Origin of the sequence: Rhodococcus tukisamuensis NBRC 100609 (genome assembly GCF_001894985.1) — a bacterium.
GTDB classification, from domain to species: Bacteria; Actinomycetota; Actinomycetes; order Mycobacteriales; family Mycobacteriaceae; genus Rhodococcus_G; species Rhodococcus_G tukisamuensis.
Window position 1 is genome coordinate 63430 of the sequence record NZ_BCXG01000024.1, and the last position, 18699, is coordinate 82128.

At 70.1% G+C, this 18699-nt stretch carries 13 protein-coding genes and 1 pseudogene; 3 read left to right on the forward strand and 11 right to left on the reverse strand.

What is annotated here, in order from left to right:
- The gene (locus tag RT2_RS20230; protein ID WP_072846594.1) at positions 1 to 975 is read right to left on the reverse strand and encodes a quinone oxidoreductase family protein; all 975 of its coding nucleotides are present in this window, start codon (positions 973 to 975) and stop codon (positions 1 to 3) included.
- 89 nt (positions 976 to 1064) lie between these two features.
- Here RT2_RS20230 and RT2_RS20235 point away from each other — a divergent pair, with 89 nt between their 5' ends.
- On the forward strand, positions 1065 to 1640 hold the full coding sequence (locus RT2_RS20235) for a TetR/AcrR family transcriptional regulator (protein ID WP_245709243.1): 576 nt from the start codon (positions 1065 to 1067) through the stop codon (positions 1638 to 1640).
- A gap of 10 nt (positions 1641 to 1650) precedes the next feature.
- Here RT2_RS20235 and RT2_RS20240 read toward each other — a convergent pair whose 3' ends face one another.
- The 4 genes from RT2_RS20240 to RT2_RS20255 form a co-directional block, all read right to left on the reverse strand.
- Positions 1651 to 2943, reverse strand: a complete 1293-nt coding sequence (locus tag RT2_RS20240) for a YibE/F family protein (protein WP_072846596.1) — start codon at positions 2941 to 2943, stop codon at positions 1651 to 1653.
- 79 nt (positions 2944 to 3022) lie between these two features.
- Positions 3023 to 3346, reverse strand: a complete 324-nt coding sequence (locus RT2_RS20245; protein ID WP_072846597.1) for a GNAT family N-acetyltransferase — start codon at positions 3344 to 3346, stop codon at positions 3023 to 3025.
- A gap of 296 nt (positions 3347 to 3642) precedes the next feature.
- Positions 3643 to 4272, reverse strand: coding sequence for a 5,6-dimethylbenzimidazole synthase (gene bluB, locus RT2_RS20250; RefSeq protein ID WP_072846598.1), 630 nt, complete (start codon positions 4270 to 4272; stop codon positions 3643 to 3645).
- A 10-nt stretch (positions 4273 to 4282) separates the two neighbouring features.
- Positions 4283 to 5539 carry a pyridoxal phosphate-dependent aminotransferase gene (locus tag RT2_RS20255; protein WP_072846599.1) on the reverse strand — a complete coding sequence of 419 codons (1257 nt, stop codon included), beginning with the start codon at positions 5537 to 5539 and terminating at the stop codon, positions 4283 to 4285.
- 99 nt (positions 5540 to 5638) lie between these two features.
- Between RT2_RS20255 and RT2_RS20260 the strand changes: the two genes are divergently transcribed.
- The gene (locus RT2_RS20260; RefSeq protein WP_072846616.1) at positions 5639 to 7591 is read left to right on the forward strand and encodes a S9 family peptidase; all 1953 of its coding nucleotides are present in this window, start codon (positions 5639 to 5641) and stop codon (positions 7589 to 7591) included.
- A 107-nt stretch (positions 7592 to 7698) separates the two neighbouring features.
- Here RT2_RS20260 and RT2_RS20265 read toward each other — a convergent pair whose 3' ends face one another.
- Positions 7699 to 8655: a hypothetical protein gene (locus RT2_RS20265; RefSeq protein ID WP_245709244.1), complete on the reverse strand. Its 957-nt coding sequence runs from the start codon at positions 8653 to 8655 to the stop codon at positions 7699 to 7701.
- Between the two features lie 277 nt (positions 8656 to 8932).
- Positions 8933 to 12085, reverse strand: coding sequence for a (Fe-S)-binding protein (locus RT2_RS20270; protein ID WP_072846601.1), 3153 nt, complete (start codon positions 12083 to 12085; stop codon positions 8933 to 8935).
- A gap of 331 nt (positions 12086 to 12416) precedes the next feature.
- On the opposite strand from RT2_RS20270, the gene RT2_RS20275 reads away from it, so the two are divergent.
- On the forward strand, positions 12417 to 13100 hold the full coding sequence (locus RT2_RS20275) for a DUF8020 domain-containing protein (RefSeq protein ID WP_072846602.1): 684 nt from the start codon (positions 12417 to 12419) through the stop codon (positions 13098 to 13100).
- Between the two features lie 555 nt (positions 13101 to 13655).
- On the opposite strand, the gene RT2_RS20280 is transcribed toward RT2_RS20275, so the two are convergent.
- The 4 genes and pseudogenes from RT2_RS20280 to RT2_RS26155 form a co-directional block, all read right to left on the reverse strand.
- Positions 13656 to 14960 (reverse strand): S1 family peptidase, encoded by a 1305-nt coding sequence (locus RT2_RS20280; protein ID WP_072846603.1) that lies wholly within the window; start codon positions 14958 to 14960, stop codon positions 13656 to 13658.
- Positions 14961 to 15195: 235 nt separating this feature from the next.
- Positions 15196 to 16506, reverse strand: coding sequence for a S1 family peptidase (locus RT2_RS20285; protein ID WP_072846604.1), 1311 nt, complete (start codon positions 16504 to 16506; stop codon positions 15196 to 15198).
- A gap of 219 nt (positions 16507 to 16725) precedes the next feature.
- Entirely contained in the window at positions 16726 to 18054 is a 1329-nt protein-coding gene (locus RT2_RS20290) for a S1 family peptidase (RefSeq protein ID WP_072846605.1), read from the reverse strand.
- Between the two features lie 107 nt (positions 18055 to 18161).
- Positions 18162 to 18699, reverse strand: a pseudogene (locus RT2_RS26155) (hypothetical protein); the annotation flags it as partial.

The window sequence follows — 18699 nt, forward strand, 5'->3', positions numbered from 1 at the left end:
TCAGCCCATGGGCGTGAGAACCACCTTTCCGGTGGCGGCTCGCCGCTCGATCTTGTCGTGGGCGAGCCCGGCCTGCTCGAGCGGCAGCACCGAGTCGATCAGGGGCGTGACTGTCCTCGCCGCGGCCCGCGCGAGGATGTCCGCCCTGGCGTCGGCCACCCGTCGGAGCCAGGCGGGCCCACCGCACCCGGTGAGGGTGAGGCCGCGCGACATCAGGTCCTGTGCGGCGACGGCCGCGGGCCGTCCGCTGAGCATTCCGTACGACAGCATCCGGCCGGCCGAGGGCGTGAGCGCGTCGAGCAGGTCCCTCGCGGACTCGCCGCCGATCGACTCGAATACGACGTCGATCGTGGTCCCGCCGAGGGACTCGCGCAGCCCGCTCTGCCACCCGGCCGCCGAGTGGTCGAACACGTCGTCGGCGCCGAAAGTCCTTGCCCGCGCACGCTTCACGTCGGATCCTGCCGTGGCGAGCACGCGTCCGGCGCCGAACTCGCCGGCCAGTTGGGTGAGGTAGGCGCCCACCCCGGTTCCGGCCGCCTCGACCAGGACCACCTCGGTGCCGCGCAGTGCGGCGGTCTCGAGCAGTGTCAGCGCGACCGCGCCGGGCGCCGCAACGGCGACCGCGTCGAGCGTCGACAACCCGTCCGGTATCGCGATCGCGGACCTCGTGTCGACCGCCACCTGTTCGGCGTATGCGCCGGTGCCGTTGGTCGTCGCGACGACGCGGGAGCCGATCAGGTTCCGGTCCACGTCGGCTCCGGCGGCGATGACGGTGCCCGCGGCCTCGAAACCGAAGACGGCGGGAGTCGCGGTCGGCATCGGGAAGGTGCCCGCACGAAGTTGTGTCTCGGCGTACTGCACCCCGATCGCCTCCGCCCGGATCAGCAGTTCCCCGGCGGCGGGAATCGGGGTGGGGACCTCGCGCAGTACGAGGACGTCGGGGCCGCCCGCCGACGTCATTACTATTGCCCTCATTGACCCTCCATAAGTTGACCGTCGGTCTACTTGGTGTCCGTTCGTGACGATATGGACCGGCGGTCAACTTGTCAATGGGAGGTGCAGCGGTGGGTGACGAACCGAAGCGGGAGCGCAGCGACGCGGCCCGCAACCGGCGCGCGATTCTCGGGGCCGCCGACGCCCTGCTCGCCGAGTTCGGCGCCGACAACGTCTCGATCGAGCAGATCGCCGCGGCGGCGGGCGTCGGCAAGGGCACGATCTTCCACCGGTTCGGGAACCGCGCGGGGCTGATGCGGGCCCTGCTTCTCGAGCGCGCGCACACCCTGCGTGACGACGTCGTCGGCGGTGCCCCACCGCTCGGCCCAGGGGCGCCGGCCGGTGAGCGACTGCTCGCGTACTTCGACGCGATGTTTCGCCTGGTGGTGGACAACGTCGAGTTGATGATCGCCTACGACAACGCCACCACCGATCCGCACGCCGAGGCGATTCACGCCTTCTGGTACGGCCACATCGCCGGTCTGCTCGCCGAGGTCCGTCCCGACGTCGACGCCGAGGTGCTCGCACGCATCCTGCTCAGCACGCTGAACGGCGACCTCGTCCTCCACCACATCCGAACCGGTCAGACCGAGCGCCTCGCGGCGTCCGTGCACGACCTCGTCGAATCGGTGGTCCGGCCGGTGTGAGCGGGCCGGGTCAGCGGGCGTGCCGGCCGCCGCGCGGCCGGGCGTCCGCCGCCGCGCCGGGCGCGACCGCCGTCCCCGATCCCATCGGTCGGGCCAGCATCACCGCGATGCCGGTGGTCAACGGCACGGACAGGGCCAGCGCGATGCCGCCGACCGCGGACCGCACGATCTCGATGGCCACGGCATCGCCGGTGAGCACGTCGCCGATCGACCGTCCGGCGACGCTGAAGAGCAGCAGCAGCGGCAGCGCACCGCCCGCGTACGCCAGCACCAGCGTGTAGACGGTGCTGGCGATGTGGTCGCGTCCCACCCGCATCGCCGCGCCGAAGATCTCCCGCCGGTTCGCGTCCTGGTCCAGGTGCGCCAACTCGAACGCCGACGACGCCTGCGTGATGGTGACGTCGTTGAGCACGCCGAGCGAGCCGATGATGAACCCGGCCAGCAGCAGCCCGGTGATGCTCACGTGCTGGATGTAGGTCTGCACGTTGGTGTTCTGTTCCTCCGACAGCCCGGTCAGGTGCGTCATCTCGATCGCCACCCAGGACAGCACGGCGGCCAACGCCATCGACGCCAGCGTGCCGAGCAGGGCGGAACTGGTCCGCAGGCTGACGCCGTGCGCCAGGTACAGCACCGCGTAGAGGATGACGGAGCCGCCGACCAGCGCCACCGGGATCGCGGGTTTGCCGTCGAGCAGCGCCGGCAGCATGAACCCGACCAGCACCCCGAACGCGACGAACAGTCCCAGCAGCGCGCGCAGCCCCCGCCAGCGGGCCACCACGACGATCACCAGCACGAAGGCGGCGACGATCAGCAGCAGCGGCAGGCCGCGGGCGTAGTCCTCGAACGAGTAGATGGTGGTGCCGGACGGGTCGCTCTGCAGGACCAGTCGGATGTTGTCGCCGACCCGAAGGTCCGGCTGACCGGCACCCGGCGCGATCTCGAGCAGGGTGTGGGTGCCCCTGTCCGGGCCGGACCGGATGTCGACCATGCTGCGCTGGCACTGGTACGAGCTCTCCGGCGCGGCCAGCGGGGGACCGGTGAACGCGCGACCGGCGGACGGGCTGCCGCAGGGGCCGAGGTCCTGCGAGGCTACGAGCCCGGCCTCGGTCACGACGGCGCCGCCGCCGGCGGTCTGGAACGGCAGCGGGATCTCGACACTGTGCTTGCTCGGCCACAGCCAGGCGGCGCCGATGAGCACCGCGATGCCGATCACGGTCAGCAGTCCGACCACCACGCGGGCGGCGACGGGGCCGACGGGGACGGGGCCGGTGTGTCCGTGTCCGTGACCGTGACCGTGGCTCATCGGGCCTGATTCCGCATGCGGGTCAGGGTACCGAGGCCGACTGCGGGTGCCGTGTCGGGCGTGGTGCGGTGCCGCGGCTTCAGGCGGCGGGCAGGCCCATCCGCTCTCGCGCCCAGGACGGGACCAGCGTCAGGTAGTCGGGGTTCTTCTGGACGAACCGGTGCACGAACGGGCAGAAGGGGAGCACCCCGAGCTGGTGGTCGCGGGTGTCGTCGAGGGCGCCCCGGATCAACACCTTCGCCAGCCCCTGGCCCTCGTAGCGGGGGAAGATCTCGGTGTGCACGAAGGCGCGGTTGGCGTCGGCAGGCTTGTAGTCCGTGTGCCCGGCGAGCTCGTCGTCGACGTAGACCTCGTACCGGGTGTGGTCCGCGTTGTGTTCGACCCGGGTCGCTGGCTCACTCATGGAGAACTCCGTCGGCTGGACGCTGCGGGGAAGATGTGGGGGACTGGCGTCAAACCCCGGCAGCGGTGGCGGGGCACAGGGGGGTGTTCCCCGCCACCGACCCGAATACCCACAGGGGGGGGAGGGGTATTCGGGCTTGCTGGACACCGGAGTGTCGAGAGGAATGTACCTCGCCGGGCGCCGGTTGTCGCGGTTGGGGCGAAAATAGTCATGAATTCAGAAATCGCACCCCACGGAGGGGGCGAGACGGGCCCGCCGGGTCACGAGCGATCGTGCAGCTACCCGGCTGTACGGCGTCAGAAACTCTCGCGGTGGACGGCCTCGTCGAGCGGGCGGCCCTCACGCCACCCGAACCGCACCAGGTCCGGGGTCTGCTGGAACTCCGAGACCGGCCCGACGCACAGCCACGCGATCGGCCGGACCGGGGAGGGCACGTTCATCAACTCGGTGAGGTACTCCTCCTCGTAGAAGGACACCCAGCCGACGCCGATGCCCTCCGCGACCGCGGCCAGCCAGATGTTCTGGATCGCCAGCACCGCGGAGAACACGCCGGTGTCGTCGACGGTCCGGCGGCCCAGCACGTGGGTGCCGCCGCGGCTCGGGTCGTAGGTGACCACGATGCCGGTGCCGCTCTCGGTGATGCCCTCGACCTTGATCGGGTCGAAGGTCGCGCGCCGGTCCTCGGGCAGCGAGTCCGCGAAGTCGCGTCGGCACCCGGCGACGTGCTCGGCGAAGGTGGACAGCGTCTCGGGCTTCTGCACCACCACGAAGTCCCACGGCTGGGTGTTGCCGACACTCGGCGCGGCGTGCCCGGCCTCGAGGATCCGGGTGAGCTGCTCCTCGGAGATCCGCTCACCGGTGAACTCGGCGCGGACGTCGCGCCGCAGCCGGATCGCGTCGTAGACGGACATCGGTTCGCTGGTCATCGTCGGATCCCTACTGGCTGTAGCTGGAGAGGAAGTTGCCGAACCGCTCGATCGCGACCGCCAGGTCCCGGGCCCACGGCAGCGTCACGATCCGCAGGTGGTCGTGGTCCGGCCAGTTGAAGCCGGTGCCCTGGACCACCAGGATCTTCTCCTGCAGCAGCAGGTCCTGGACCAGCTTCTCGTCGTCGTGGATCTCGTAGACGTTCGGGTCGAGCCGGGGGAAGGCGTACAGCGCGCCCCGCGGCTTCACGCAGGAGACACCCGGGATCATGTTCAGCCGCTCCCAGGCGACGTCGCGCTGTTCGAGCAGGCGTCCGCCGGGCAGGATCAGGTCCTCGATGCTCTGGTACCCGCCGAGCGCCACCTGGATGGCGTGCTGCGCGGGCACGTTCGGGCACAACCGCATCGAGGCGAGCAGGTCGATGCCCTCGAGGAAGCTGGCCGCGTGGTCCTTGGGGCCGGTGATGGCCAGCCAGCCGGAGCGGTAGCCGGCGACGCGGTAGGCCTTGGACAGGCCGTTGAACGTCAGGCACAGCAGGTCCGGGGCGAGGGTGGCCAGCGAGATGTGCTTGGCGTCGTCGTAGAGGATCTTGTCGTAGATCTCGTCGGCGAGCAGCAGCAACTGGTGCTTGCGGGCCAGTGCGACGATCTGGCTGAGCACCTCCGCGGTGTACACGGCGCCGGTCGGGTTGTTCGGGTTGATCACCACGATCGCCTTGGTGCGCGGGGTGATCTTCGACTCGATGTCCGCGACGTCGGGGTTCCAGCCGTCGTTCTCGTCGCACAGGTAGTGCACCGGGGTGCCGCCGGCCAGGCTCGTGGTGGCGGTCCACAGCGGGTAGTCGGGCGCCGGGATCAGCACCTCGTCGCCGTTGTCGAGCAGCGCCTGCATGGTCATGGTGATCAGCTCGGAGACCCCGTTGCCGAGGTACACGTCGTCGACGTCGAGATCCGGGAAACCGGGCACCAGCTCGTAGCGGGTGACGATGGCGCGGCGCGCGGACAGGATGCCCTTCGACTCGGAGTAGCCCTGTGCGGTGGGCAGCGCGGCGATCATGTCGCGCATGATCACGTCCGGCGCCTCGAACCCGAACGGCGCCGGGTTGCCGATGTTCAGCTTGAGGATGCGGTGGCCCTCGGCCTCGAGCCGGGCGGCGTGCTTATGTACCGGTCCACGGATCTCGTACAGCACGTTCTGCAGCTTTGCGGACTGCGTCAATTCGCGCGGGACGATGTGCTGGTGGTGGGTGGGCTCCGATTCGGTCACCCGTCCATGGTGCCACCTCGCCGCAATCGCATTTCTGGAGGTCGGAAGTTGCCGCGGCACACGCGGCCGGTTCGCGGCGTGCTGGCTATGTTGGTGCCCATGCCACAGCGCGCGCCGTACGGTTCCTGGACCTCCCCGATCGCCGCGGCGGAGTTGGCCGCCAGCGGCCACCCGGTCGACGTCGGCCGATTCGTCGGGGACGAGATCTGGTGGTCCGAGCTGCGACCCGCGGAGGGCGGCCGGACCGCGATCCGCAGGGCCGGCCCGGGCGGGCAGCCGGTGGACGTGCTCGCCGCGCCGTGGAACGCGCGGACCCGGGTGCACGAGTACGGCGGCGGCGCCTGGGCGGTCACCGACGATCAGCGGCTGGTGTTCGCCGAGTTCCACGACCAGCGGGTGTACGTGAAGTCCGCCGGCCGGCACCCGGTGCCGCTCACCCCGGAACCGCCGATCCCCGCGGGCGTCCGGTACGGCGAACTGAGCGTCGTCGGCGAAGAGGTCTGGTGCGTGCGTGAGACACACACTCAGGCGGGCGAGGTGCGCCGGGACGTCTGCGCGATCCCGCTGGACGGCGCCGCCGCCGACGATGCGTCCGCGATCCGTTCGATCGTCGCCGGCTCGGACTTCCTGGCGTACCCGACGCTGTCGCCGGACGGTCGCCGGCTCGCCTGGATCGCCTGGGACCACCCGCAGATGCCGTGGGACGGAACCGAACTGCGCATCGCCGAGCTCGATGGCGACGGCGTGTGCGGGCCGTGGCGGGTGCTGCTCGGCGGCGTCGAGGAGTCGGTGCTGCAGCCGCAGTGGCACGGCGACGACTCGCTGTACGCGATCAGTGACCGCAGCGGCTGGTGGAACATCCACCGGGTGGGCCTGGACGGCGCCGCGCCGCAGCCGGTGTGCGCCGCGGCGGGGGACTTCGGTGCTCCGCTGTGGCAGCTCGGCGCCCGCTGGTACACCGAGCTGGCGGACGGCCGGTTGCTCGCCGTCCGCACGGTCGGCACCGACGCACTGACGGTGATCGACCCGGCCGACGGCACCGCACACGACCTGGACATGGGCGACCTGACCACGGTCGCAGTGTCCGACGTTGACGGGGAGCGGCTGCTGCTGCGCTGCGGCGGCGCCGGGACGCCGGCCGGGCTGCGCCTGCTCGACCTCGCGTCGGGCACGCTCGCCGACGTGCGCCTCGGGGTGGAGTCGCTGCCTCCCGCCGGGTATCTGCCGACCGCGCAACCGATCACGGTGACCGGGCCGCAGGGCCGTGAGGTGCACGCGTTCGCCTACCCGCCGCGGAACCCGGACTTCGTCGGACTCGACGGCGAGCTGCCGCCCTACGTGGCGTTTGTGCACGGCGGGCCGACGGCGCACGTGGCGCCCGCCCTGAGCCTGGTGTTCGCCTACTTCACCAGCCGCGGCATCGGCGTGGTCGACGTGAACTACGGCGGGTCCAGCGGGTACGGCCGTGAATACCGGAACCGGTTGCGCGGGCAGTGGGGGATCGTCGACGTGGAGGACACCGTCGCCGCGGTGCGCGGGCTGGCCGAGGCCGGGCTCGCGGACCCGGAGCGGCTGGCCATCGAGGGCGGCTCGGCGGGCGGCTGGACGGTGCTGGCGGCGCTGACCACCTCGGACGTGTTCGCCTGCGGCGCTTCGTACTACGGGGTCGCGGAGCTGGAGGGGTTCGTGCAGGAGACGCACGATTTCGAGTCCCGGTACATCGACGGGCTGATCGGCCCGCTGCCGGAGTCCGCGGAGCTCTACGCGCAGCGCGCGCCGCTCAACAACGTCGACGGCCTCAACTGCCCGGTGCTGCTGCTGCAGGGCCTCGACGACCCGATCGTCCCGCCGTCGCAGGCGGAGAGATTCCGTGATGCGTTGGTGTCCAAGGGGATACCGCACGCGTACCTGGCCTATGAGGGGGAGGCGCACGGGTTCCGCCGGCTGCAGACGCAGGTGAGCGCCCGCGAGGCCGAGCTGTCCTTCTACGGGCAGCTGCTCGGCTTCGAGACGCCGGGCATTCCGCGGCTCGAGCTCTGGCGCCCGCAGTAGCGTCGCCGCCTGCTCGCGAGCACACCGCGTCTGTCTCCGGCGCAGGGGTTTTGGACGTGCAACGGGGGTGTGACGGAGCCAGAAGGTGTGTGACGGCGGGTGTGGGGTCACGGCTTCGGGGTGTGCTCGATGCGGCCGGTCGGCGGCGGGGACTTCCGGGCGCGCGCAATCGCCCGGTGCACTCGCTCGATGATCACCTGCGGTGTCGCCAGCTCGTCCCAGATCCATCGGACCACCTGCCAGCCCGCGTCTCGCAGCCGGTCTTCGCGGAGCTTCTCGGCCCACAGGACGTCGGCGGGTACCTGACCCACGGGCACCAGCCGGCCGTACTTGACACGGCCGTCGAACTCGCAGATCACGTGGTGCTCCTCGAGCAGTAGGTCCACCCGGCCCAGGCGTTCGCCCTCGTCGGAGTAGAGGTTCGGCTGGAGTTCGGGCAGCGGCAGGTGTTTGCGGATGAACATCGCCCGGCTTCGGGATTCGCCGACGCTCTCGGCGCGCCCGTCGAGGTGGTCCACCACGCGCCGGGCCCGCCTGCTGCCCGGTCGGCCGGCGATCGACCTGAGTGTGTCCTCGAGCAGGTCGGGGGTGAGGGCGGTGCCGTGCAGGGCGTGGTCCCCGGCGACCAGCGCCTGTTCGAACGGCAGCGTCCGGGCCAGGTCGACGACGGTGCGCGCGAGCGACGTGACGCGCCGGCCGGCCACCTCCACCACCTCGGACCGGTCGAGTCCGGCCGAGTGGACGTGCCGGAGTGCGGACCTGCTGCCGCCGGTGCGGCGGTCGCGGGTGAGGTGTACGGCCCGCAGCGGCGTGTGCCACAGGTCGAGTCCGTGGAGGACGGCCGCCGACTGATGGCTCAGCACGGCGTCGGCCGAGGCCGCTCGCAACGCCGACTCCGCGCGCATGCGGTGCTGCGCCACCGCGTCGAGGGCGTCGTACTCCGTGCTGTCGGTGAACGAACCGGGGCGCAACCGGCGCCAGCGTCCGGTGGTGCACATCCGCTGGAGTTCGCGGTCGGTGGCGCCGCGCTGCAACGCGTCGGGTCTACGGAAGACGATGCTCATGCGTCTCATCGTGCGGGGGCCGCTGCCCGGGCACGACGGCGCGAACTGGGCCTTCGACGACCCTGTGGATGGTTCCCCGGCCTGTGGATGGCTTGCGGTCGAGGCGCGATCACACAGGTTTTGGCTCCGGCACAAGGGCCCTGGGCGTGCAGTGGGGGTGTGACGGAGACAGAAGGGGTGTGCGGGCGGGACGGCGCGCGGGTGCGCGGACGAGGAAGGCGCCCCGACCCTTGCGGGTGGGGCGCCTTCTCGGTGTTGCGCTTACTGCCGGCGGAACCTACTTCTTACGACCGGGTGCCTTCGCACCGGCCTTGAAGCCCAGTCCGCCGGGCTTGGCCTGCGGCGGCGCCGGGGTCTCGGCCTTGGGCGCCTCGGCAACCGGCTCGGCAGCAACCGGCTCGGCAGCAACCGGCTCGGCCTGCGGGGCCTCGGCGGCGGGTGCCGGGGCGGCGGCGGGTGCGGCCTTGCGGGCACCCGGAGCCTTGGCGCCGGACTTGAAGCCGAGTCCGCCTGCCTTCGGTTGCGGCGGGGCGGCGGGTGCCGCGACCTCTGCAGCCGGAGCCGCCTCGACCGGGGCAACCGGAGCGGCCTCGACCGGAGCAGCGGGCGCGGCGGTCTTGGCGCCGGGGGCCTTGGCCCCGCCCTTCATCTGCAGACCCTTGCCACCCGGAGCCTTGGCGCCCGAGGCGAGCCCCAGACCCTTCGGCTTGGCGGCGGTCTCGGCGGCGGGAGCCTCGGTGGCCGGTGCCGCCTCGGCGGCGGGAGCAGCAGCGGCGGGCTTGGCGCCCGGAGCCTTGGCCCCGCCCTTCATGCCGAGACCGGGTGCCTTCGCCCCGCCCTTGAGCCCGAGACCCTTGGGAGCCGGGGCTGCCCCGGCCGGAGCCTCGGCGGCAGGCGCCGCGGCGGCCGGCTTGGCGCCGGGTGCCTTCGCGCCGGGAGCCTTGGCCAGACCCTTCATGCCCAGACCCTTGACGGCAGGCTTGGCCTCGCCGTCGGCGGCCGGAGCGGCGGCGGGCTTCGCGCCCGGAGCCTTGGCGCCGGGGGCCTTGGCCAGACCCTTCATGCCCAGACCCTTGGCGGCGGGCTTCGCCGCTGCCGGGGCAGCGGCAGCAGCGGCCGCGGCGGGCGCGGCAGCAGGCGCTGCCGGGGCCTCGGCGACCGGAGCGGGCTCCGCGACGGCAGCCTTCTCGCGCTGGACCACCTTGAGGTTCGCCGACAGCACGTCCGGCTCGAGGCGGGTGACGGAGTTCAGCATCAGCTGCGCGACGTCCACGACCTCGACGCCTTCGCCCTCGCCCTTCTCCTGACGCGCGGTGACGCCGTCGGTGAGCATGACGCGGCAGAACGGGCAGCCGGTGGCGATCTTCTTCGGGTTCGTCGAGAGCGCCTCGTCGACGCGGTCGACGTTGATGCGCTTGCCGATGTTCTCTTCCATCCACATGCGCGCGCCGCCGGCGCCACAGCACATGGACCGCTCGCCGTGACGCGGCATCTCGACGAGCTTGGCGCCGGACGCCTCCATCAGCTCACGGGGTGCGTCGTAGACCTTGTTGTGGCGGCCGAGGAAGCACGGGTCGTGGTAGGTGACGTCCTCGGAGACCGAGGCGACCGGGATCAGCTTCTTCTGGCGGACCAGGCGGTTGAGCAGCTGGGTGTGGTGGACGACCTCGTAGTCGCCGCCCACCTCCGGGTACTCGTTGCCGAGCGCGTTGAAGCAGTGCGCACAGGTGACGACGATCTTGCGCTTGCGCTGCTCGACGCCCTCGAACACCGAGTTCAGCATCTCGATGTTCTGCATCGCGAGCTGCTGGAAGAGGAACTCGTTGCCCGCGCGGCGAGCGGAGTCGCCGGTGCAGGTCTCGTCGGCGCCCAGGACCATGAACTTCACGCCCGCGGTGGCGAGCAGCTCGGCGACGGCCTTGGTGGTCTTCTTGGCGCGGTCCTCGTAGGCGCCGGCGCAGCCGACCCAGAAGAGGTACTCGTAGTCCTCGAAGGTGTCCGCATCCTGGCCGTAGACCGGGATGTCGAAGTCCATCTCCTTGATCCAGTTGAGGCGGTCCTTGGAGTTCTGGCCCCAGGGGTTGCCCTTGTTCTCGAGGTTCTTGAACAGGCCGGCCAGCTCGGACGGGAACTCCGACTCGATGAGCACCTGGTAGCGGCGCATGTCGATGATGTGGTCGACGTGCTCGATGTCGACGGGGCACTGCTCGACGCAGGCGCCACAGTTGGTGCACGACCACAGGGTCTCGAGGTCGATGACCGGAGCCAGCTCGCCCTCGACGGTCTCGCCGACCAGCTTGCGCTCGGCCTCGGTGCGCGCGGCCTCGGGGATCTTGGCCAGCGCGGCCTCGTTGACGTTGCCCTCGGCGTCGACCAGGCCGATCTCGTCGCCGCCCATGTCCTTGCGGCCACCGGCCAGCAGGTACGGCGCCTTGGCGTAGCCGTGGTCGCGCAGCGACATGATCAGCAGCTTCGGCGACAGCGGCTTGCCGGTGTTCCAGGCGGGGCACTGGCTCTGGCAGCGGCCGCACTCGGTGCACGTGGTGAAGTCGAGCCAGCCCTTCCAGGAGAAGTCCTCGATCTGGCCGGCGCCCAGGGTGTCGGTGTCCGGGTCGACGTTGTCCATCGTCAGGGCCTTGCCCTTGGACATCATCGGCTTCGCGGCACCGAGGGCGACGTCGCCGTCGTCCTCACGCTTGAAGTAGATGTTCGGGAACGCCGAGAAGCGGTGCCAGGCGACGCCCCAGGTGATGTTGCGGCCGACGACGAAGAGCCAGATCATGCCGGACATCAGCTTGACGAACGCGAACACCGAGACCATCACGGCGCTGGCGGGCAGCAGCTTGGCCACGTTCATGGTGAAGAAGTCGGTCCACGGGTTGGCGTGGCCGTAGGTGGCGATCTTGCCGGCCTTCACCATGATCATGCCGAGGCCCTCGACGAGGACGACGATCTCGACGAAGTACGCGGGGCCGAACTTGGAGCCGCCGAAGCGGGAGAGCCGCTCGGGGATGCGCGGGTGGTTCAGCTGGCGGATCACGATCAGCGTCAGGATGCCGACGACGGTGCCGATGCCGAGGATCTCGTCCCACAGGTGCCACATCCACGTGTCGCCGAAGATCGGCCAGTGGAACTCGGGGTTGAACGTCTGGCCGTACGCCTCGAACCACAGCAGCATGCCGCCGAGGAAGCCGATCATCACCAGCCAGTGCGCCCAGCCGACGGTGCGGAACTTCTGCATCCGGGTGTGCGCGATGAACTCGACGATCATCTGCTTGAAGCGGGGGAAGAACGGGCGCCACCGGTCCGGGGCTGGCTGACCGATCTGCACTGTCTTCGCCATGGTCCAGGCCCCGCTCAAGAACGAGGCCCAGCACACGAGGCTGAGCAGTACGCCGATCGTGCCCAACGTGATCGTCAGGGCGTTCATGTCACGGCCTTTCATTTGACTTACAGCAGTCGCTACGGGCTAAGTTACCCGCCGGTAGCAAGCGGATCCAGGGTCGAGTGCAAGATACGCTGCCGGGGGTCCGGATGCGACGGCACAGGTCTTGTGACGTCCACCGTAATTTGTGCCCCTATCAGGGCCGATTGGCAGGTAATCCTAACTTCCCCGGATGACCTGCGCGGGAGCGGGCCGGGAGGGGCCTCGTTACGTCGCCTCACAGTCATTGTTCTCAGGGCTTCCTCAGACTAAGATCTGCCTGTCGCACAGACTTTGCGTGCCTATAACAAGTTCTTTCCGGAGGGGATTCATCAGTATGAGAATGAAGAAGCTTGCCGCCACCGCGGTTCTGTCCATCGCGGCGCTGGGCGTCGGGGCGGGTACCGCGTACGCGGCGCCGGCCGCCCCCGCCGCGGACGGCAACATCAACTGGGCCTCCAACATCGAGGGCAAGTCGGTGGTCACCACCATCGACGCGGGCGCGTTCAAGGTCTCGGGCGACGGCAAGAGTGTCGAGATCCGGGACGGCAAGGGCAACGCGGTCGTGAGCCTGCCGCTCGCGTTCCAGCTCAACACCCTGCAGTTCCCGATGGAGCAGAAGGTCAGCGAAGACGGCAAGAAGCTGACGATGACCCCTGTCTTCGATCTGGGCAAGGCTAAGTCGATCGCCGCCGACGCGCGCGGAGACCGCACGGTCAGCGGAATTGCGATCAAGGACATTGCCTCGCCGGAGGAGAACATGGCTGCGCAGGATATGTTCAACTCGCGCTTGGCCGTCGCGATGGCGGCGGGCGGCCTGGCTGGCACCATCGTCGGCGGCGGGATTGGGCTGGTTGGCCTCATCGCGGGTCCGGTTGCTCTGGCGACTGTGCCTGTGATGGCCACCGTTGGTGGGATCGCCGGGACCATCATCGCAGGTGGACCGACGCTGGTCGCCGCGGGCATCGATCTGGGGAAGACCCTCCAGGCCGCGCCCGGCACCACTGAGTACGTCAAGTAATAATCCGAACCAACGACTGCGGCCCGCCACCCTCTAGGGGGTGGCGGGCCGCAGTCGTTGGTTGGTGGCTGTTGTGCCCAACCGGCATTGCGTTGGCGAGAGCGTGGTCTGGCGCGCTGGCTCGCCACGTCTCGCTAGGAGAGTCCGGCGCCGCCAGCGTTCGTCGCGATAGTGACCGCGTAGCCGAACATGTCGAACACGACCTCGAGCAGATCCTCCATGGGATTTCCTTCTCTATTTGTGCCGACCTACGCGCCGGCGGCGACTCCGACTGGTCCCCCCAGTCAGCTTCGTTGCCGGCGCGAAATTCTTTTCGTGCCAGCAACATCGGGCATTCTACCGGCTGGGTTGTGGCAGTGGGGACGCTCCCCGATTTTGCGTCACGGCACGGAAGTTCAGGCAGAACAGTTCGCAATCAATGCACACAATTGGGTTCACCGTGTGTTTCATGTTTTCACCACAACGAAAAGGTCGGGGTGAACAATCCGAAGCGACTCTCGAAGAGCCGGACCGGACCGCCCACCCCGACCCGTGTCGATGGGTGACGCGAGAGCGTCAGTGGGTGTTGACCGACAGTCCGGGGTTGTCGCGGAGGATCGTGTTGATCGGTGTCGCGCCTACCCACGGGGCATCGCTACTCAGGGAGGCGACCACCCTGGAAATCGAGCACGGCGCGGAGAAATTGGACACGCTGGTGATACCCAGCGCCTGGGTGCCGGTGACGATGGGGCCGCCGCTGTCGCCCCCGATGGTGCAGATGTTCGCGGCGAAGGTGTGCGAGATCCGGTAACCGAGGTTCATGACGAAGTCGGTGCTGGTGACGGTGCCGCACCTGTACCCGGTCCGCCGGCCGGATTTGCATACCGGCGCGCCGACGACGGGGTCGGCGGTGCCGTCGATCGCGAGGGAACTCGCGCCCGGTACCCGGATCAGGTTGTTGCGGAACCGGTCGGTCGCGTGGTCGTCGATCCGGATCACCGAGTAGTCGGCGACGTCGTCGGTAACAGAGCGGGCAAATGTGCCGAACCGGTCTCCGAATACGCCCTCTCCACTCATGTCGAAGGCGACGGAAGCGGCCGGGGTGCCCGCTGTGGCGGCGTTCGGGTCGCAGTGTCCTGCGGTAAGGGTGACCACCTCGCCGGCAGCGTCGGTGCCGTTGAAGCCGAGCGAGCAGTGCGCCTTGCCTGCCATGTCCGCCATGTCCGTACCGGCGAAGGAGTCGCCACCCTGTGAGGCGAGGCCGCCGGGTGGGTCGATCGGTGGCGGGGCCAACGAACCGAGGTCCGGAAGCGGAATGACGAAGGCGTCGCCGGCTGCGAGGAAGTCCGGCAGCTGCAGGCCAAGGTTCTGCGCGGTGTCCGAGACCTGTATTGCCATGCGGTTGTTGACCACGTCGATGCCGGCGGCGCCGATCAGCTTGGCCAGCGGGGCGGGCAGGGTTGCGACCCAGTCGTGGGCGCGGTTCAACTCCTCGTCGAGGGCGCGTTCGCTGTTCGGCACGTCCTTGACCAGGTATCCCTGGTCCTCGACGGCCTTGCGGGCGTCGTCCTTGCCTGCGCCGTCGGCGAGACCGACCAACGGGTTTCCAGACGGGTCCAACCAGGCGCCGGCGAAGGCGTCGGGGTACTTCTCTCGGAGGGTGTTCGCGAATGCGACGAGTTGTTGGCCGGTGTCGGCCTGCGTCAGGTACTGCTCGGCGGTCAGTCCGAGGTCGCGTTGGATCGCGGTGACCAGTTCGGGTGGCAGTGCTGTGGTGGCCGACGCGGCCGTCGCGGGTTCGGCGTGCGCCAGGGTGGGGGCGAGCAGGAGCAGGGCGGCTGAGCCGATGAGGGCGGCGCGGCGTGCGCGGGCGTGTCGCATGGGGGATCTTCCTGTTCGAGGCATGCGGACTTGCCGCGGCGAATGCCTTCGACATTAAGCGGTGAGGATCCCTGGTGGATGCGGAAATCGGTAGGCAGAAATTGGCGAATAATCAGTCACCAGTTGGTGATTCGTGATCAACGACAGAAAGGTCGGGGTGGACAGCCCCGTCCAGGCTCCCGAGGAGCCGGACCGGACCGCCCACCCCGACCTGTGTCGTGGGGTGACGGGTGGATCAGAAGGTGCGGACCGACAGTCCCGGGTTGTCCGCGAGGATCGCGTTGATCGGCGTCGCGTACAGCGTCGGCGCGTCGCCGAGCACCGTGGTGATGACCTGGGCGATCTCGCAGAGCCGCATGTCGCCGACGTTGGACGCGCTGGAGATGCCCAGCGCGCGGGTGCCGGTGACCATGGCGCCGCCGCTGTCGCCCTGCAGGGCGCAGATGTTGGACGAGAAGCCGTGGTTGAGGGTCCTGGCGCCCACGCCGACGGTCAGGTTGACGCCGTTGATGGTGCCGCAGGTGAACCCGGTGGTCAGGCCGGACTTGCACACCGGTGCGCCCACGACGGGGTCCGCGGTGCCGGTGATGGCGACGGGGGCGGCGCCGGGCACTCGCACCAGGTTGTTGCGGAAGCGGTCGGCGGCGTTGTCGTCGATCCGGATCACGGAGAAGTCGTGGCCCTCGAGGTTGGACCGGGCGAAGGTGCCGAACCGGTTGCCGAAGACGCCCTGCCCGCGCATGTCGAACGCGACGGAGGCGTTGGCGGTGCCGGCCGTGCCGCGGTTCGGGTCGCAGTGTCCGGCGGAGATGTTCACGACGCGGCCGCCGCCGTCGGTGCCGTTGAATCCGAGCGAGCAGCGGAAGGCGCCCGCGGCGTTCTCCGCCGCGTACGAGTCGCCGCCCTGCGAGGCTGCGCCACCGGGAGCGTCGATCGGCTGCGGACCGACCGAACCGAGGTCCGGCACGAAGACGACGTCGACGGCCTTGAGGAAGTCCGGCAGCTGCCAGCCCAGGCCCTGAGCGGTGTTCTTGACCTGCATCACCAGGTGGTTGTTGACGATGTCCACGCCGGTGCCGCCCACCAGTCCGGCGAGCGGGGCGGGCAGCGTGGCGATCCAGTCGTGCGCCTTGTTCAGCTGGTCGCTGAGCGTGCGCTCGCTGCGCGGCAGGTCCTTGACCCGGTAGCCCTCGTCCTCGGCGGCCTTGCGGGCGTCGTCCTTGCCCTTGCCGTCGGCCAGGCCGATCAGCGGGTTGCCCGACGGGTCCAGCCAGGCGCCTGCGAAGGAGTCCGGGAACTTCGTGCGCATGGCCTCCGCGAACTCGACGAGGCGCTGGCCGGCGTCGGCCTTCGCCAGGTACTGCTCCGGCGTCAGCCCCAGGTCGCGCTGGATCGCCGCCACCAGTTCAGGCGGCAGCGTCGCGGCGGGAGCGACAGTCGCGGCGGGCTCGGCCGGCGCCGCCTGCGCGAGCGCAGCGGTGGGGGCGAGCAGGAGCAAGGCAGCCGAGCCGATCATCGCGGCACGGCGCGCGCGAACGCTTCGCATGGGGACCTTTCGATTCGAGGGCATGCGGGTATGCCGCGGCCGTGGTGCGGCCGAGGCAAATGCCAACGACTATATGGGGTGAGCGGTCGGTTGCATACCGAGAATCGGGAGCTTTCCAGGTGGTGGACGGTATTGCAGTTCCGCGCGCGGAAAACGACCGGCGCCGGTCGCGTCGAGGGTCTCGAGCGATCGGCGCCGGCCGGCGTAGTCGATTGACCGTCAGGGCGCGGTGCGCACCGACACGTTCTGCCCCAGCGCCGCATTTGCGTCGGCGATGATCTTCTCGATCGGGATGCCGATGCTCGCGGTGCCGCCGTCCAGCGCGAGGACGAGGTTGGCCTCGGTGCAGCTGGGTGCGCCGCCCGAGTTCGAACCGCTGGTGATGCCGAGGGCGCGGGTGCCGCTGAGGATCGCGCCGCCGCTGTCGCCGCTCAGGGTGCAGGTGGAACCGGCGAAGCCGCGGACCAGGCGGCTGGTGCCGTCCGCCATGAACAGGGGCGCGTCGACGCTCTCGGCGACGACGATGCCGCAGGTGAACGTGGACGTCTGACCGGACTTGCAGATCGGAGCACCGACCACCGGCCGCGCGGTCCCGGTGATGGTGACCGTGGTGCCGTTCGCGCCACGGACCGCCGGGCGGTCGAGGCCCGCGCGCACGCCCTCGTCGTTCAGCTTGATCAGCGAGTAGTCGAGGCCGCGGGCCTGCTCACCCATGGCGGAGTGCGCGAAGGTGCCGATCTGGCGGCTGCGGGCGACGTCGCCGTAGTCGGGCAGGTACACCGGCGACGCGGCGCCCGCGTTCGGGTTCTCCTGCTGCGGGTCGCAGTGGCCGGCGCTGATGTTGTAGGCCTGGCCGCCGGAGGCGACCGCGTTGAACCCGAGCGAGCAGACGCCGATCGAGGCCGGGTCGTCGATCTTGTCGAGCGGCACCGCCGAGGTGACGTAGGTGTCGCCGCCCTCCGCGCGGGCGTCGACGGGTCCGCCGCCGCCGGGGCTCAGCACCACCTTCAGCTGCGCGAGCAGGGTCGGCAGGTTCAGGGCGCGGCCGATCGGGCTGTTCACCACGTCGATCACGATCTGGTTGTCCATCACGTCGATCGACGTCGAGTTGATCTGCGAGGACACGTCCCGGGGCAGGCCGAGGATCCACTGGTTCAGCTGCGCGAGCGAGTCCTCGAGGTGGTTCGCGGACACGGCCGCCATCTTGGTGGCGTAGCCGTCGTTCGCGACATGCTGCGCGGTCTCGGTGGTGGTGACCGCGACGACGGGGACGCCGTCGTGGCCGATCCAGGAGCCGGCGTAGGTGTCGGGGCGAGCCTGGCGCAGTCCGTCCGCGTAGCTGCCGAGCCGCTGGGCGAGCTCCGCGCGGTCGAGGTACTGCTCCGGCGTCAGCCCGAGGTCCCGGGAGATGGCGTCGACGAGCTCCGCGGGCAGTTGCTGGCCCTGTGTCGAGGGGGGTTCGTCCGGCGCTGCCTGGGCGATCGCGGTGACCGGGAGGAGCGTGGCAGAGGCCAGGATTGCGGCACGTAGTGCCAGCCGGAGACGCATGAAAACCCTTCGTTGCGAGCGGACGGTAGGTCAGCGCTCCACAGTACGGCACGAGGCCGAAGTGGATGCCGAAACCGCAGCTCAACGCGATATCGGCAATTTCTCGGCTATTCGGGGGTGGTGGCCGTGCAGGGTTCGTCGGCGGGCTTGCAGGTCGGTTCCGGCGGTTCGGCGGTGGTCGTGGTGGTGGTCGTCGTCTTGGTGGTGGGTTTGGTGGTGGTGGTCGTCGGCGGCGCGGTCGTGGTGGTGGTCGTTCTCGTGGTGGTCGTCGGCAGCGTGGTGACGACGGTGGTGGTGATTTCGACCGGCGGAAGCGGAGCCGTCGTGGTGGTGGTGGTCGGCGCGACGGTGGTCGTGGTGGCGTCCACGGTGGGGAACGGCAGCGCCGAGGTGGGCGTGGGGCTCGGCCGCGGCGGGGTGGTGGTCGTGACGGCCGCGACGGTGGTCGACACGGGGGCGATGCGCGGGAGGGGTGTCTCGGTGGCGCCGCTGGGTATCAGGGCGAACCCGAGGGCGGCCGCGGCGGCGACCACGGCGATCGCGACCCCGACCCCGATCAGGACGGCGCGGTCGGGCAGGCCGCGGCGGGTGTCGCCGGCAGCCTCGCCGGCGGCCGCGGGTGCGGGCGCGGGTGCGGCGGCGACC

What these genes read in the sequence shown, in the direction of transcription:
- RT2_RS20230 (WP_072846594.1), bottom strand. Translation starts at nt 975, where the DNA reads ATGAGGGCAATAGTAATGACGTCGGCGGGCGGCCCCGACGTCCTCGTA.
- RT2_RS20240 (WP_072846596.1), bottom strand. Translation starts at nt 2,943, where the DNA reads ATGAGCCACGGTCACGGTCACGGACACGGACACACCGGCCCCGTCCCC.
- RT2_RS20245 (WP_072846597.1), bottom strand. Translation starts at nt 3,346, where the DNA reads ATGAGTGAGCCAGCGACCCGGGTCGAACACAACGCGGACCACACCCGG.
- bluB (WP_072846598.1), bottom strand. Translation starts at nt 4,272, where the DNA reads ATGACCAGCGAACCGATGTCCGTCTACGACGCGATCCGGCTGCGGCGC.
- RT2_RS20260 (WP_072846616.1), top strand. Translation starts at nt 5,639, where the DNA reads ATGCCACAGCGCGCGCCGTACGGTTCCTGGACCTCCCCGATCGCCGCG.
- RT2_RS20265 (WP_245709244.1), bottom strand. Translation starts at nt 8,655, where the DNA reads ATGAGCATCGTCTTCCGTAGACCCGACGCGTTGCAGCGCGGCGCCACC.
- RT2_RS20270 (WP_072846601.1), bottom strand. Translation starts at nt 12,085, where the DNA reads ATGAACGCCCTGACGATCACGTTGGGCACGATCGGCGTACTGCTCAGC.
- RT2_RS20275 (WP_072846602.1), top strand. Translation starts at nt 12,417, where the DNA reads ATGAGAATGAAGAAGCTTGCCGCCACCGCGGTTCTGTCCATCGCGGCG.
- RT2_RS20280 (WP_072846603.1), bottom strand. Translation starts at nt 14,960, where the DNA reads ATGCGACACGCCCGCGCACGCCGCGCCGCCCTCATCGGCTCAGCCGCC.
- RT2_RS20285 (WP_072846604.1), bottom strand. Translation starts at nt 16,506, where the DNA reads ATGCGAAGCGTTCGCGCGCGCCGTGCCGCGATGATCGGCTCGGCTGCC.
- RT2_RS20290 (WP_072846605.1), bottom strand. Translation starts at nt 18,054, where the DNA reads ATGCGTCTCCGGCTGGCACTACGTGCCGCAATCCTGGCCTCTGCCACG.